At 45.8% G+C, this 13,997-nt stretch carries 14 protein-coding genes; 12 read left to right on the top strand and 2 right to left on the bottom strand.

Annotation, left to right across the window (positions count from 1 at the left end; all coding sequences use genetic code 11):
• Positions 1-49: 49 nt before the first annotated feature.
• From J2S36_RS05450 to J2S36_RS05415, 8 genes are all read left to right on the top strand, one after another.
• On the top strand, positions 50-2,017 hold the full coding sequence (locus J2S36_RS05450) for an HtaA domain-containing protein (protein WP_309956320.1): 1,968 nt from the start codon (positions 50-52) through the stop codon (positions 2,015-2,017).
• 108 nt (positions 2,018-2,125) lie between these two features.
• On the top strand, positions 2,126-3,196 hold the full coding sequence (locus tag J2S36_RS05445; RefSeq protein WP_309956318.1) for a heme/hemin ABC transporter substrate-binding protein: 1,071 nt from the start codon (positions 2,126-2,128) through the stop codon (positions 3,194-3,196).
• Positions 3,197-4,351 carry a FecCD family ABC transporter permease gene (locus J2S36_RS05440; RefSeq protein ID WP_309956316.1) on the top strand — a complete coding sequence of 385 codons (1,155 nt, stop codon included), beginning with the start codon at positions 3,197-3,199 and terminating at the stop codon, positions 4,349-4,351.
• The gene (locus tag J2S36_RS05435) at positions 4,351-5,175 is read left to right on the top strand and encodes a heme ABC transporter ATP-binding protein (protein ID WP_309956315.1); all 825 of its coding nucleotides are present in this window, start codon (positions 4,351-4,353) and stop codon (positions 5,173-5,175) included. The genes J2S36_RS05440 and J2S36_RS05435 overlap by 1 nt, the downstream gene beginning before the upstream one ends.
• 159 nt (positions 5,176-5,334) lie before the next feature.
• A complete protein-coding gene (locus J2S36_RS05430) occupies positions 5,335-6,363 on the top strand; it encodes an ABC transporter ATP-binding protein (RefSeq protein ID WP_309956314.1) in 1,029 nt (342 codons plus the stop codon).
• The gene (locus J2S36_RS05425) at positions 6,360-7,136 is read left to right on the top strand and encodes an ABC transporter (protein ID WP_309956312.1); all 777 of its coding nucleotides are present in this window, start codon (positions 6,360-6,362) and stop codon (positions 7,134-7,136) included. The genes J2S36_RS05430 and J2S36_RS05425 overlap by 4 nt, the downstream gene beginning before the upstream one ends.
• A 130-nt stretch (positions 7,137-7,266) precedes the next feature.
• Positions 7,267-8,349 (top strand): sensor histidine kinase, encoded by a 1,083-nt coding sequence (locus tag J2S36_RS05420; protein WP_309956310.1) that lies wholly within the window; start codon positions 7,267-7,269, stop codon positions 8,347-8,349.
• Complete coding sequence (locus J2S36_RS05415) at positions 8,346-8,978, top strand: response regulator transcription factor (protein WP_309956308.1); 633 nt, start codon at positions 8,346-8,348, stop codon at positions 8,976-8,978. Before J2S36_RS05420 ends, J2S36_RS05415 begins: the two co-directional genes overlap by 4 nt.
• Before the next feature lie 263 nt (positions 8,979-9,241).
• Here the strand turns inward: J2S36_RS05415 and J2S36_RS05410 are convergent, their stop codons facing one another.
• Complete coding sequence (locus J2S36_RS05410; protein ID WP_309956306.1) at positions 9,242-10,168, bottom strand: hypothetical protein; 927 nt, start codon at positions 10,166-10,168, stop codon at positions 9,242-9,244.
• Positions 10,169-10,498: 330 nt separating this feature from the next.
• Between J2S36_RS05410 and J2S36_RS05405 the strand changes: the two genes are divergently transcribed.
• Both J2S36_RS05405 and J2S36_RS05400 read left to right on the top strand, forming a co-directional pair.
• On the top strand, positions 10,499-11,008 hold the full coding sequence (locus J2S36_RS05405; protein WP_309957496.1) for a peptidylprolyl isomerase: 510 nt from the start codon (positions 10,499-10,501) through the stop codon (positions 11,006-11,008).
• Between the two features lie 220 nt (positions 11,009-11,228).
• Positions 11,229-11,876, top strand: coding sequence for a rhomboid family intramembrane serine protease (locus tag J2S36_RS05400; protein ID WP_309956303.1), 648 nt, complete (start codon positions 11,229-11,231; stop codon positions 11,874-11,876).
• A 332-nt stretch (positions 11,877-12,208) separates the two neighbouring features.
• On the opposite strand, the gene J2S36_RS05395 is transcribed toward J2S36_RS05400, so the two are convergent.
• The gene (locus J2S36_RS05395; protein WP_309956301.1) at positions 12,209-12,487 is read right to left on the bottom strand and encodes a cell division protein CrgA; all 279 of its coding nucleotides are present in this window, start codon (positions 12,485-12,487) and stop codon (positions 12,209-12,211) included.
• 249 nt (positions 12,488-12,736) lie between these two features.
• On the opposite strand from J2S36_RS05395, the gene J2S36_RS05390 reads away from it, so the two are divergent.
• Positions 12,737-13,747 (top strand): class E sortase, encoded by a 1,011-nt coding sequence (locus tag J2S36_RS05390; protein WP_309956299.1) that lies wholly within the window; start codon positions 12,737-12,739, stop codon positions 13,745-13,747.
• A gap of 1 nt (position 13,748) precedes the next feature.
• Positions 13,749-13,904, top strand: coding sequence for a hypothetical protein (locus tag J2S36_RS05385; protein WP_309956297.1), 156 nt, complete (start codon positions 13,749-13,751; stop codon positions 13,902-13,904).
• Positions 13,905-13,997: the final 93 nt, after the last annotated feature.

The raw sequence follows: 13,997 nt of genomic DNA, 5'->3' as shown, positions 1-13,997 counted from the left end.
AATCAACACATAAAACACATAAAAGTAAATCAACGGAAAGGATCGCCAAATGGCATCCACGCTTCGGAAATCATACTCAGCGCTGCTGGCTTTAGCAGTGCTGTGCTGTGCAGCTTTTATTGCACAGCCGGTGGCAAACGCAGCTGAGCAACAGCAAAATATTAAATCTTCCACTCTCGAATGGGGAGTGAAGAACAGCTTTCTCAATTACATCGTTAACTTCAAAGCCTTTGGTGGATACTATGAAAAGAAGGATGGTGTAACAGATAACGGTGGAAAAGCTGGTAAAGATTTGACATTCAATTGGCCAGGAGCTTCTACTGGCGGATTCGATGCAAAAAATTCAGGTACTTTGAAGTTCTCTGGCTCACTTTATTTCAACTCGCATAAAAGTATTTTAGAGACAACTTTCTCTGACCCACAGATTACAATTGAAGGCTCCACAGCAAAGCTTTCGGTAGCAGTAAAGGGACGTCCTTATAAAGACCCCTTCACAAAGATGGAAATTAAAGATTACGGACGGATGACTATTGCTGAATATGCTGATGTGAAAGTAGTGCAAGACGGAAATAACGTCACTATTACCGCAGGTACGGGCGAGATTACGACACAGGGAAAAATAGCTTTTGGCGAAGTCTTCTATCAAGTGGGAGATCCAATTAATGGTTTCACAGTGAATCTGACTACGGAATCAGCAAACGAAAAGCCTGCACCAAGTGCAGGTGCTTCGGAAAATCCTGCAACCCCGAATAATCCGCAGCCTGGGAAAGATGAACCAAAATCTGAAACAACCGGAAAACCGGCATTAACAGCCCAAGTTACGAGTGCAACTAAAGCGGGTTTGAACGTAAAAGCAGCAGTTACCAATGTAACTTTACGAGCAGCTGCTAACGTACCGGACACAAAGAAAGATGATGCCGGCGTATATTTCGCAGTAATCGCGAAAAACGATCTTGATTCTTTGCGGAGCAATCCAAAGGCCGCAGCCGGTGTCGCTTTCGTATCTAAGAAGATGCTGAAAGGGACGACAGCAGAAGCTACGATCAAAGTTCCGGCAGCGAAAATTGATTCTACGAAAGAATACACCGTAGTAGCGTGGAGAGCACACGGAATGCTGAATGATGCGCGGCTGCTTGCGGCAGCTCCGCTGGCCGTCAGCGCAGAACAGTTCGCAGCTGTGTTCCCGGAAAAAGTAGTGCAGCCGGGAGAAACTTCCACACCAGCTCCGGCTCCGGCAGTTAATCCCGGAAAAACTCAAGCCGAGATTAATGCGGCGCAGTGCCGCGATTTAGCAGCGCAAGTAGCACAGCGTTCTACCAAAAAGATCGTCGCTAATGGTTCACTTAATTGGGGCGTGCGTGACTCTTTCACTGCTTATATCCGTGGTGCTATCGCGAAAGGAAAGATTGAAAGCTCGATCTGGAACGGTACTACGTTTATTTGGCCAAGCGCCGGCGGAACCTATGATACTGCTACGAAGAGCGGTACTTTTAAGTATGGCGGCACCGCACATTTTACTGGGCACAATGGAATCCTTGATGTAACTATTTCTGCTCCGATTGTTACGATCAACGGTGGTACAGGTACGCTGTCCGCTTATTTGAAAGCAACTAACGTAGAAGGAAAATTAGTGCAAAACGGGCGCGTAAATCTCGCTACTCTCAGTGGAATTTCGGTAACTGCTGCAGGCAACTCTTTCTCCTTTACGGTTAAGAATGCAACTCTTACAAGTGCTGGAACTGCTGGATTCGGTGGCTTCTATCCAGTGGGTGAGCCATTGAATAGCCTCAGCGGAAAGGGAACATTGAGTGCACAGTATCAGATTCAAAAGAGTGCAGACGGTGTTTGCACAATCGTACAGTATGGAGCTAATGGTGCTGTAGTATCTCAGGGGCAAAACGTTAAAACCCTGAGCCAAACAGGTGGCGCAGTATTGCCTGCTGTGACTATTGCTTTGCTTCTTGTCGGTCTTGGTGCTTTGGCATTACTCGCTAAAAAGCGCATAAATATCCACTAATTAAAACCGACATTTAGTTGGGTGAAAAGGGTAGGTGTGCAGTAGCAATATAATGCACTGCACACCTACCGAAATTATGTTAATAAAACAATCTGTTTGGAGAATATAGTGAAAAGATTCGCAGTACTCCTAGTCGCAATTATTACTTTAGCCAGTGCATGTTCTGCTCATGTGAAAGAGGAAAAAGAGACAGTAGCAAGTAAAGATAAGTCGGTCAGTGTCGAGAAAAAAGCAACTTCACTTCCTGACCCGCGGGAAATTACGGGTCTATCTGCTGTGGAAGGAATACCTGATCCGGCGGTAATTGAGGGTGAGTTCTCACAAAAGCTTCCGGTAACCGTCACTGATGTAGAAGGAAGGTCAGTAACAATTACCGATACTTCACGCATTCTGGCTCTTGATATTACGGCCACTCTTTCACGCACAATTATTGCACTTGGCTTTGGTGATTCGATTGTGGGACGGTCAGTGTCTTCTACAGAAACAATGCTGGCAGATTTGCCGGTAGTAAGTTCTGACGGGATAGCATTGAACGCTGAAGCAATCTTGAATCTGCATCCGACGGTTGTTTTTACCGACCGCACTCTTGGGCCGCCAGAAGTTATTTCACAAATTCAAGCTGCCGGGATTCCCGTAGTCATTACTGAATCAGATCATTCTGTTGATACGGTTGGAACTGAAATTGAGGCGGTAGCATCCGCTCTTGGTGTGCCCGAAGCTGGTAAGGCTCTGTCAAAGCGTGCCGAGCAGGAAATTACTGCTGCAAAAGAGCAGATTGCGAAATGGGCGCCGAAAGATCCATTAAAAATTGCGTTTCTTTATGTGCGCGGTACAGCTGGAGTGTTCTTTATTTTTGGCGGTGAAGAATACGGGGCAATTGATCTCATTGAAGGTGTTGGCGGAGTTGATATTGCAGCGAAAACTGGAATTACAGGGCTTACACCAGCAAATGCGGAATCTTTACTTGCAATGAATCCGGAAGTTATTTTCACAATGACTGGAGGTTTGGAATCAACAAAAGGTATGGAAGGTCTTTTAGCAAGACCTGGTGTTTCTTCTACGATTGCGGGTAAGAAACAGCGAGTTGTGACGATTCCGGACGGTCTGTCATTAGCTTTCGGTCCGCAAACAGGCGATGTGCTGCTTGCAGTTGCACGTGCATTGTATGGGGTGAAATAAGTGAATCAACCGAATATCGCTAAGGGTAAAACAGTTGGAGAGCCGCAAGTAGGCGTGGAAAAAATACAAGCGGATTCGGAAAATGTAACCTGCGGCGCGCAAACTCTTACAAGTGGCTTATCTCGGCGTAAGCGTCGGCGGGCAATCACTTTTTTGATCCTGACATTATCTCTTGTGCTGCTCGTATTTCTTTCAGCTGGAATTGGGCAATTTGCGATTTCTCCAAGTAATGTGCTGCGCGGATTTTTCGCGTACTTCGGTTTTACGGAGCCACCGAAAGATCCGTTGATTATGGCAACTTTATGGAATATTCGTTTCCCGCGAATTGCGTTAGCGATTCTTGTTGGTGCTGCGCTGGCAGTGGCAGGAGCGGTAATGCAAGCAATTTTCTCTAATCCGCTTGCTGAACCAGGTGTGATTGGCGTTTCAGCCGGCAGCGCCGTCGGTGCATCAATGGCAATCGTCTTTGCGCCCTATGCCTTTGGCGGATTTTCTGTGCCGGGAGCAGCGTTTTTGACTGGACTCCTGGCTGCTTTTACCGTCTATATGCTTTCTTTCTCAGCTGGAAAAACCGAGCCGCTGACACTAATCCTGACCGGAATTGCTGTTACTGCGGTTGCGACGGCACTGACTTCGATTGCAACATATATTGCTCCTGCTACTGCACGTGATCAAATCGTGTTTTGGCAAATGGGATCCTTCGGTGCCGCAAACTGGATGCAGGTAGGAGTAGTTGGGGCAGTAGTGCTTACGGGTCTGATCTGGAGTGTGTTGATTGCACGCAAGCTTGACCTGCTTGCACTTGGTGAACGTGCAGCAGGGCATATTGGTTTGAATGTGCAAGGTTTACGTACCTGCGCAATCGTACTCACTGCTTTGCTTACTTCTGCTGCAGTAAGCTATGCTGGCGTGATTGCTTTTGTGGGTTTAATTGTTCCACACGTATTACGTCTTGCAATGGGGCCGTTAAATAGTTATCTGCTCCCAGCTGCTTTGCTTGGCGGAGCAGTACTGCTTACCGGTGCGGATCTTTTAGCGCGCACAATTATTCCTTTTTCTGACCTGCCGATTGGGATTTTCACTGCGCTTGTCGGCGGTCCAGTATTCTTTGTATTGCTTCGCCGGAACTTGCGCGGAGCGAGGAAAGCAAACTGATGAGTCATAATCTTAATACTTTAGAATCTGATGTGTCTATGAGCGATACGAGAATAAATAATCAGCCGATGCTTCGCGCAGATAATGTTTCTTTTTCTTACGGCACTCGTGAAATTCTGCATGAAGTTTCGCTAGATGTGTATTCTGGAGAAATTATTGGTGTGCTTGGACCAAATGGCACAGGTAAATCTACTTTGCTGGGAGTGCTCACTGGTGATCTTTCAGTGCAGCACGGCGTGGTTCAAATTGGTGGGAAATCCTTGCAGGAGTACACGCGCCAAGAGCTTGCACGCACACGTTCGGTAATGCCGCAGGCAAGCGAGTTTCCATTTTCTTATTTGGTTTATGATGTTGTTTCGATGGGGCGTTCAGCTTGGGGCACATCTGAAGCGGAAAATGCGCAGATCGTCCGAAATGCGATGCAATGTACTGATGTTGCAAAGATGGAAGATCGGGATATCATGACTCTTTCTGGTGGTGAAGCAGCGCGCGTCACCTTAGCGCGGGTGGTGGCACAGGAGGCGCGGGTAGTGTTTCTTGATGAGCCGACGGCTGCACTCGATATTGCACACCAGGAACGTACAATGCAATTGTGCCGGAATATGGCGAAAAATGGTGACGCAGTGATTGCAATTATGCATGATATTCAGCTTGCGGCAGCATACTGTGATCGAATTTCTTTGCTGAAATCCGGAAGGGTGGTTGCGTGTGGGACGCCAAGTGAAGTATTGACAAGTGAGCAATTGAGCTTTGTTTATGATTGGCCGATTCGTGTAATCCCACATGGTAATGGAGCGATTGCGATTGTTCCGGAAAGATCATGATTTTCGGGAGTTACTAAGCTAAATTGGCGTAGTTGCAACTGTGATCCTTGCGCAGATCAGAAGGTCGAGAAATTTACGTTTCCAAAATTGACGAAAGTCATTGCAAATAGATGACTGCACGCACTGCAAAGTGCGGAAAAGTTTATTCATAATCGAAATATGGATAAAACAAGAAAAGCTCTCGAACTAGTTTCAGTTAAGAAACATTTCGGAAAAATTCGTGCCGTCGATGGTATCTCACTCGATGTGCAGGCAGGTACTGTGCTGGCATTATTAGGTGCAAACGGTGCAGGAAAAACAACTACACTGGATTTGATCCTGCATCTGAATAAACCAGATGCAGGTGAAATTCGTGTCCTCGGTAGGCGGCCGAAAGAAGCAATTGCCGCAGGTGAAATTGCTGCAGTACTGCAAACGGGTGGGCTCCTAAATGATATGTGTGTCGGTGAAGTCATCTGGTGGATCGCAAGTACTTTCGGAAAGCAGATAGCGAATAAAGAAAATTGCGAACGTGTAATGCAGATCGCAAAAATCACTGAACTTCGTGATCGAAAAATTGGCAAATGCTCCGGCGGTGAACAGCAGCGCATAAAATTTGCACTCAGCTTGCTTTCTGATCCTGAAATCCTTGTACTCGACGAGCCGACAGCAGGCATGGATGCAAATGCACGGCATGAATTCTGGAAAGTAATGCAAGCACAAGCGGCAAAAGGGAAAACGATAATTTTTGCTACACACTATTTGCAAGAAGCGCAAGATTATGCCGATCGGATCGTGTTAATGCAACACGGAAAAATTATCGCAGATGGCACCGTCGGCGAGATTACTGCACAGCAACAGCGAAAAATTACTTTCACAGTACCGCCTGCGGAAATTGATCCCACGATACATGCTCTTACTGTGCGCTTCCCAGAACTGAAGATCACGCAAATTGGTGATTGGCGACTGATGATCGAAACACAAAATTCTGACGAATTTGCACGTGAGCTTTTACAAATACCCGCAGTTTCAAATTTGGAAATTGCTGCGCCGTCGCTAGAAACAGCATTCTTCACGCTTACCCGCACAGATACACAAAAGCAAGACGAAAGCGAAAACAAAACGGAAAGCAGTATCCAGAAACACAATAAAAATCAGCAAAACGCAAAAATTGCACAAGATCAGACCGTAAACGGAGATGCATCATGAACCGCTCACTGACAACGAAAATCTTTAGTTTAGAACTGAAGCGAACCTTTCGCGCTCCCGAGTTCCTGTTTTATACGATCGCGCTTCCGTCAGTGATGTATCTGATATTTGGTGCTTTAGCGAATTATGGAAAACTTCCGGTAGGAGATACCGAAACTAATTGGTCGTTTATCATTATGGCAAACATCGCTGCTTATGGCGCGATCCTCGCAACTACATCAGTAGCAGCTGATGCGGCAGTTGAATGGATCCAGGGATGGGGGCGGCAGATTGCGCTCACTCCGCTGAAAAGCAGCAGCTTCATCAAAATGAAGGTAAGTTTGGGGGCTGCAATTTCACTACTGCCGATCACAGCGATTTTCATTATTGGTGCAAGTACGACGGCGCAAGCAGAGCTAAAAGACTGGTTTATGACTGCATTAGTGCTTTTTATTGGAGCGTTTTCTTTTGGCTTTTACGGAATTGCAGCAAGTTTGATCTTTCGCTCTCAAAACGCCGTTTCGATTGCTACCGGGTTAACTACACTGTTTGCATTTGGCGGAAACTTATTCACTCCTCTTGAGGGTTTTTTACTTGATCTGGCAAGGTTTTTCCCAGGATACGGATATGGTGTATGTGTGCGGTACCTGGCAAGTGAAGGTACCCAAATCACGATGAATGGAAATTCATATACGGAAAGTCTCACGGTTGGGATGATTAATTTTGCTGCGTGGACGATAATTTTCCTGTTGCTTGCGCTTTTCGCGTGGAGGCGCGCAAGAACACGTCGATGATCGGCTTTGAATAGCACACAATACACACGGAAGTGAAAGAACTGGAAAAGTAATGTCATATACGCGAAAAGAAATTATTTTCAGTAGCTTAATGAGTTACATTTGGCTTATTTTTCTCTACAATCCAATTATGGCAGCGCTGGAATTGCCAGTCAGCTTCCGGATAATTTCCCTGATTCTCACTGGTCTGTTTGCATTGGCGGATATTTGCACACTTGCATTTTCGTGGATTGATGCATCAGTTGGTGAGAAAAATTATCAATATTTTGACGGAAAACATGCACTTCGGTACGATACTTTGATTTCTTTTCTGATACAGGTAGTACTCGTGGCGGCACAGATGCCATTTCTGGGAATCATGCAAAGTCTGAATTTTCTCCCATTCTTGGTGGCTGCTGCTACATTCGCACTTCCGCAGCTGACTGCAGGTATTACCGGAATCGGAATGGTGGCAGTTTCTTTTCTAATTCCATATTTATTTGATCCGACAAAACCCTACATTTCAGACTCATTTTTCTCGACGTTATTTGTGTTTCTTCTTGTGAGTGGAATTGCGTTTTCGGTTCGTGCCTCAGTGGAAAGTGAGCAGCGGAAACTGAAAACAGCAATTCTGGAAGAGCGAAATCGGCTTGCAGAAGATGTGCATGATGTATTAGGGCACACGCTTACCGTCATCGCGTTAAAAACCGAATTGGTAGCGAAAATTGCCGGAAAAGATCCGCAGCGGGCACAGGCTGAGTTGCGTGAAATAAATCAATTGGCGCGAGAATCGATTGAAGAAGTTCGTTCTACCGTGCTCGGATTGAAAGTGCATGATTTTAGTTCTGAACTAAAATCCGCAACCTATGCTTTGGAGACTGCAGGGGTCAAGGTAATTCAGCAAGGTGTGGAGGTGACGAAGCTAACTCCGCAAAAGAGCGTTATTTTTGCCTGGGTGGTTCGAGAAGCAACGACGAATATTATTCGCCACGCAAACGCAGCTAATGCGATGATTAAATGGGACGAAAAAACATTGCTGATAGCAGATGATGGAAAAGGAATTTCATCTAACACGGTAGGCGGTCAAGGGCTGGCAGGTTTGAAAGACCGAGTATCACGTGTGGGAGGAATTGTGAAAATCATAAATATTCAGCAGGCACAACAAAAACTGGAAACAGTAATTGGACTGTGTAACATCCCAGATTCGGGCACAATTGTTGAGGTGAGCTTTTGAGTAGTGAAAAAATCCGGGTGGTTTTAGCTGATGATCAGGCATTAGTGCGCGGAGCGATTGCTGCACTTCTCGAATTAGAAGACGATATTGAAATCGTCGGGCAAGCAAGTAACGGTCGAGAATTGCTGGCAGTAATACGTGAAGTTATGCCGCAGGTAGCCGTTGTAGATATTGAAATGCCTGATATGGACGGAATCACGGCAACAAAGAAAATTATGCAGGCACAGCAAAGCGGGATCGCTACAGATACAAAAATACTGATTTTGACCACATTTGGGCGTCCTGGATATTTGAAACGCGCTCTTGCTGCGGGGGCGAAGGGTTTTCTGGGAAAAGAGACTCCGGCAGCGGAATTAGCGCAAGCGGTACGCAAAATCGCCAGCGGTGGCACGCAGGTGGATGTGAAACTCGCTGCACAATCTCTTTTTGAAGGCGATAATCCGTTAACTGAGCGAGAAATCGAAGTATTGCGGGCAGTTGAAAAAGGGATGCGGATAAAAGATATTGCCGGAGCAGTACATTTAAGTGCAGGCACAGTAAAGAATTATCTTTCAAATGCGATTTCCAAAACGGGTGCACAAAATTCGGCTGGTGCAGCGCGAACCGCGCGCGATAACGGATGGCTTTGAGCTCGTTCGTGTACCAAATTTTCGTGCACACGAAATCAGTAGCTTGCTGGATTCTGCGATGAATCGCGAAAACGATGTGGCTTGATACTGTGTATGCGTGAATTTGCGGACGATAGGCGGCAAATTATTTTGATCCAAATGATGTAAAAACGAGCAGCACGGGAGAGGGGGGGGCGAAACCCGCATTGGCGGTTTTTCGATATTTACTCCCGCGCTGCTCGTCTGATTTTAATCAAACCCTGTTGCGCCTAAATTCGCAGATTTTACTTTTCTACTGCTTCCTTCGCTGCTGCTACTTTTTCTTCAGCGGCTTCCTTCAGTTCGGCAGCTTTTTCACCAGCGTCTTCGGCTAGTTTTTCAGCAGCATGCTTCGCCTGGGATACTTTTTCTTCAGCAGCCTCTTTTACATCCTCAGCCTGCTGTGCTAAATCTTCTTTCACAGCTTCGGTATCAAGCCCTTCAGCATCATCCCAGTATGCTTCAGCCCAGGGATCTTCTTCTGGCTCGCTCCGCTTCCATGCGTAATACCCAGCGGCTGCGGCTGCGCCGGCAATCAACACAAAGAATACCCCTTTGCGGCTCTTCTTTTCCTGCTGCGGGAAGAACTTGGCAAGCTCAGTACCGGCAAGCGCTTTTTGAATATCTTGCGATGCTGAAGCTGACAGCTTCTTTGTAGATTTTGCTAACTTTTTCGCGTCTTTTCGGTAACGCTTTGCTGCTTTCTTTGCCTTCTTTTCCGCCTTCTTCCGAGCGCGGCGAGAAAGCTTCTTGCCTTCTTCGGCTAACGGAGTAAGTGATTCAGATGCAGCAGCAGCGGCAGTTTTTACACCTGCAGTAGCACTTTCTACAAGCTTATCCTTGCCCTCTGCAACTTTTTCGCTGAGACTTTGCGCAATCGGCGCTACTTTTTCTTTCAAATCTTGTGCCATAGGAGAAACCTTCTCTTTCAAATCCTGTGTTACTGGAGTAATTTTTTCTTTAATTTCCTGCGCTACTGGAGTGACGGCCTTGCCGACTTCTTCAATTTTCGGCCCAGCCCAATCACGAAGCTTTGCTACGCCCGTCTCTGCGCTGCTCAGGGCAGTTTCGAGTGCTCCTGCAAAGACCTCCTGGGCAGTATCTTTCAAATCCGCTACCGTGGCCTGTTTTTTAGCTTTGCGGGAGGTAAGCAAATCACATACTTTTGCCATTTTGGCCTCCATATCTTCGGCACAACGTGCCGACTCAAGGTGACGGTTACTTGCGAGGAGAGAATTTTGCAGCGAGAAAAATTGTTTCCTAATTTCTCCACAGCTTTCCCCGTCAGAAATTTCGCTTATACATAAGACTATGTGATTTTTTCTTTGATCTGCATGCTTTTACGTAAATTCAGCTAATGGCAAGCAATCTTTTCGGTGCGCGAAAGGATTTGTTTCGATCTTTGTGTTGCAATGGAAGTTCGCGATTGCCGATAGCGAAAGTGGTAATAGGATTTTGGAAGGATTCGCGCCAAGTGTGTTGAGTGTGGAAAAATGATGTTTATGAAAGCTACATTAAAGACCAATTTTGGCAATATTGAAGTAGAGCTATACCCGCAGTATGCTCCGCAAACTGTCGCAAACTTTGCTGAGCTTGCAACGGGAAAGCGTGAATGGATTGATCCGCAAACTCGTGAAAAGACGATGCGTCCACTGTATGACGGTACGATTTTCCATCGGGTGATTGATGGTTTCATGATTCAGGGCGGCGATCCGCTTGGTACTGGTACTGGTGGTCCAGGTTATCGTTTTGGTGATGAATTCTCGCCAGAAGTTAACTTTACTGCGCCTTATATGTTGGCAATGGCAAATGCTGGCCCGGGTACGAATGGTTCACAGTTCTTCATTACTGTCGCGCCAACTACCTGGTTGCAAAATCATCACACTATCTTTGGTAAGGTCACTGACGAAGCTTCACAGGCAGTTGTGGATCAGATTGCCACCACGCCAACGGGCGCAATGGATCGTCCACTTGAGAACGTCGTGATCGAAACAATTACAATTGACGAATAATTTCTTTTTCGATTTTATCGAAGGCGGGTCTGCAAGCAGGCTCGCCTTTCGTCTCATTCCAAAGCATTTATCAGGGCTAAATTGACTACTAAACAGTAGAGTTATTCCGCAGATGTTTTCTGCCAGGCGGATTTGTGTGAGATCGATTCGTTCGAAAATTTGCGGTAGATGATTTTTTGTACGGCGAGAATTGTGACAAGCTGAAATGAACGGAGCATGAATGCGTAATTATGATGATTTCCGATTTAATAATGGTGCTAATTCTTGGCGTCGAAAATTGGCTGGAATCTTTGGAGCGTCTTCGGGAAAAGCGGCTAACGTTACGCAAATTATTATTGTTGTGACGATTGCTTTCTATTTACTTACGATGGTGTTTAAGTGGGTGTATTTAGATTTGCTCTTTTATCCGCCACTTGCATTCATTGAACCGTGGCGGTTTCTCACTTCTGCGCTTTTACATGCTGATTTTATGCATATTTTCTTCAATCTCTACTCACTGTGGCTGCTTGGTAGTGTAGTTGAGCCGATATTTGGCAAATTTAAGTTTGCGGGGCTCTATCTTTTCAGTGCGATTATCGGTAGTTTCTTCGTATATGGCTATGCCTTGCTTTTTGGGCAGATGCAAATAGCTTTAGTGGGTGCTTCCGGTGCGATTTTTGGTCTTTTTGGGGCGATGCTGATCTTAACGCGGCACGTAAAAGGGAACTCCACCGGGATCATGATTTTACTCGGAATCAATCTATTAATTGGCTTGCTTAATCCTCAAATTTCGTGGCAAGCACATCTGGGAGGGTTTCTTGGGGGCGCATTCTATACGTGGTGTTTGCTTGAGCTGAAAATGTTGCAGCGGAATGCTCGAAACTACTAGAGCGCTGATTTAACAATTTGTTTTAGTTATTTGCGCGCTGTGGATGATCGCAGCCGGTGGAAAGTTGATCCACAGCGAAAGCTCTTTCTGGCATCCAGAAATATGGATATTTCCGCAGGTCAAAGGAATTACACCGATGTAATTATCCACAAGTAAATTCACAGCTGTGGAGAATTACAATGATGTAATTTCGGGTTGGTGATCGCAATTTACGATAATTTATTTCGGCTTCATCATTACGAATAAAAACACATCGCCGGAATCTGTGGAGAAACCAGCGATGTGCAGAAACGAATCACTAATCGATTGACTGTTGTTAACCCAAGATGGATTTACTTCCAGCCCATCGTCATCAGGAAACCAACGAGCATTAAACCAATCCCTACAAACAGATTAATATTTCCATTGGTAAGACCAGGAATTGGCCATGCGCCATTCGTGACGTACGCCGTCACAATCACGAGTAAACCAATAATTGCAAACGCCACCATGACCGGCGCCCACCAGCGCGGTGATTGCGCCGGTAACTGGGTGTGTTGTGTTTCCGTAGTGCGACGAGCCTTTATTTTTTCGGCTGCTACTACCTTTTTCCGCTTTTTAGATTCAGGCATCTCAAATCCTTAATTACAAGATCGGGATAATTGTGTCTATTTATCTTTAGAATATCGGCATTATGCGAATTAGCGAAATGAAATCCGTATCTAGTGCGCCAAAACGCAGATTCTGCTGCATTTAGATTTTCAACTATCGGCGATAAATCATTTCACGCTAGAATTTCCCAGAGTAGACTTGCCGCTAACGATCAAAAATGCTTTATAGCGCATCACCCAAGAATCAGGGTATTTGAAAGGAATCACGTAGTGAACTCAGATAATATGGTCGGTAATTCGCAATTAGTATTGCAGCTGCCGAGAGATGCTGCTTCAGAATATCCAGATGGAACTGAGAAGAAGCCGCTACCGGTGCGCAGTGAGCCGCGCCATGCCCGTAATCCACAGCGGAGAAAACGCGGTTTCTTTTCAACACTTTTACTTATTATTGGTGAACTTTTGATGACTGCCGGGATCGTAATCGGATTGTTTGTGGTTTGGACTATCTGGTGGACGAACGTCGTCAGTAATCATGCGCTGGAACAAGAAACAATCGAGATTCAAGAGCAATTCGGTGAGTTGCCGCCAGTCAAAGCAGCACCAGCTCAGGCAGGCGAGCCGCCGAAAGTGGCGCCAGTGGGCAATGGAAAAACGATTGGGATTATCCGGATTCCTGCATTCGGTCTGGATAATCAAACTCCGATCAAAGAAGGCGTCGATAAGTGGATTCTTGATCAAGGTGTATTCTCACACTATGAAGAAACAGCCATGCCGGGCGAGATCGGTAATTTTGCGACGGCTGCACACCGCGATATTTACGGTTCCCGTTTACGTGACGTACACAAGCTTGAAGCTGGCATGCCCGTGATCGTTGAGACGCAAGATGCATTCTTGGTATATAAGATTCTCAGTTATGAAATCGTCACGCCAAAAGATGTATATACGATTGCGCCAGATCCTTTTGCAGCAAAAAAGTCTTGGCAGAGCAGTGGTACTGTTCCAGCACAGCATCCAACGCGTCGCTTACTCACGCTTACTACATGCGATCCAATCATGGTTGCCTCACATCGCTATATTGTTTACGCTGAGTTTGATTATTGGACCAAACGTGCAGATGGTTTACCGAAGGAACTGCTTGATAATAACGCTTTGCAAAAGCTTGGTGCGCAAGGCGCAGACGCTGCAGTTGTAAAACCACAGGTGCTTGCAATGAGTGGGGTAAAAGAAGCATTGAAGCAAGAATTTTCGACATTCCGCCCAGTGGCAGTGAAGGAGAACTAAGATGTATGGATTTATTTGGCGGCATTTGCCTGGTCCAACATGGCTAAAATTCATTGAAGCACTGATTATGATCGTTGGAATTGTGGCATTCCTTTTCTTCTATGGATTCCCGTGGATCAGCGAAAATACAAATCTCGGTTCAGTAACAGTGGATTAAAACGGAATATTTTGCAAAAAGGCAGCTGCTACATGTAAATACGGTGCAAGGTTTAGATGCACAATTTACTCCGTTTATTTTATTCAGCAACAA

The sequence above is a fragment of the Arcanobacterium hippocoleae genome (genome assembly GCF_031456295.1).
Taxonomy (GTDB): Bacteria; Actinomycetota; Actinomycetes; order Actinomycetales; family Actinomycetaceae; genus Arcanobacterium_A; species Arcanobacterium_A hippocoleae.
This window is presented reverse-complemented; position numbering and strand designations above follow the sequence as displayed.

Coding starts and splice junctions, on each gene's coding strand:
- J2S36_RS05450 (WP_309956320.1), top strand. CDS start 50: ATGGCATCCACGCTTCGGAAATCATACTCAGCGCTGCTGGCTTTAGCA.
- J2S36_RS05435 (WP_309956315.1), top strand. CDS start 4,351: ATGAGTCATAATCTTAATACTTTAGAATCTGATGTGTCTATGAGCGAT.
- J2S36_RS05430 (WP_309956314.1), top strand. CDS start 5,335: ATGGATAAAACAAGAAAAGCTCTCGAACTAGTTTCAGTTAAGAAACAT.
- J2S36_RS05425 (WP_309956312.1), top strand. CDS start 6,360: ATGAACCGCTCACTGACAACGAAAATCTTTAGTTTAGAACTGAAGCGA.
- J2S36_RS05420 (WP_309956310.1), top strand. CDS start 7,267: ATGGCAGCGCTGGAATTGCCAGTCAGCTTCCGGATAATTTCCCTGATT.
- J2S36_RS05410 (WP_309956306.1), bottom strand. CDS start 10,168: ATGGCAAAAGTATGTGATTTGCTTACCTCCCGCAAAGCTAAAAAACAG.
- J2S36_RS05405 (WP_309957496.1), top strand. CDS start 10,499: ATGAAAGCTACATTAAAGACCAATTTTGGCAATATTGAAGTAGAGCTA.
- J2S36_RS05400 (WP_309956303.1), top strand. CDS start 11,229: ATGCGTAATTATGATGATTTCCGATTTAATAATGGTGCTAATTCTTGG.
- J2S36_RS05395 (WP_309956301.1), bottom strand. CDS start 12,487: ATGCCTGAATCTAAAAAGCGGAAAAAGGTAGTAGCAGCCGAAAAAATA.
- J2S36_RS05385 (WP_309956297.1), top strand. CDS start 13,749: ATGTATGGATTTATTTGGCGGCATTTGCCTGGTCCAACATGGCTAAAA.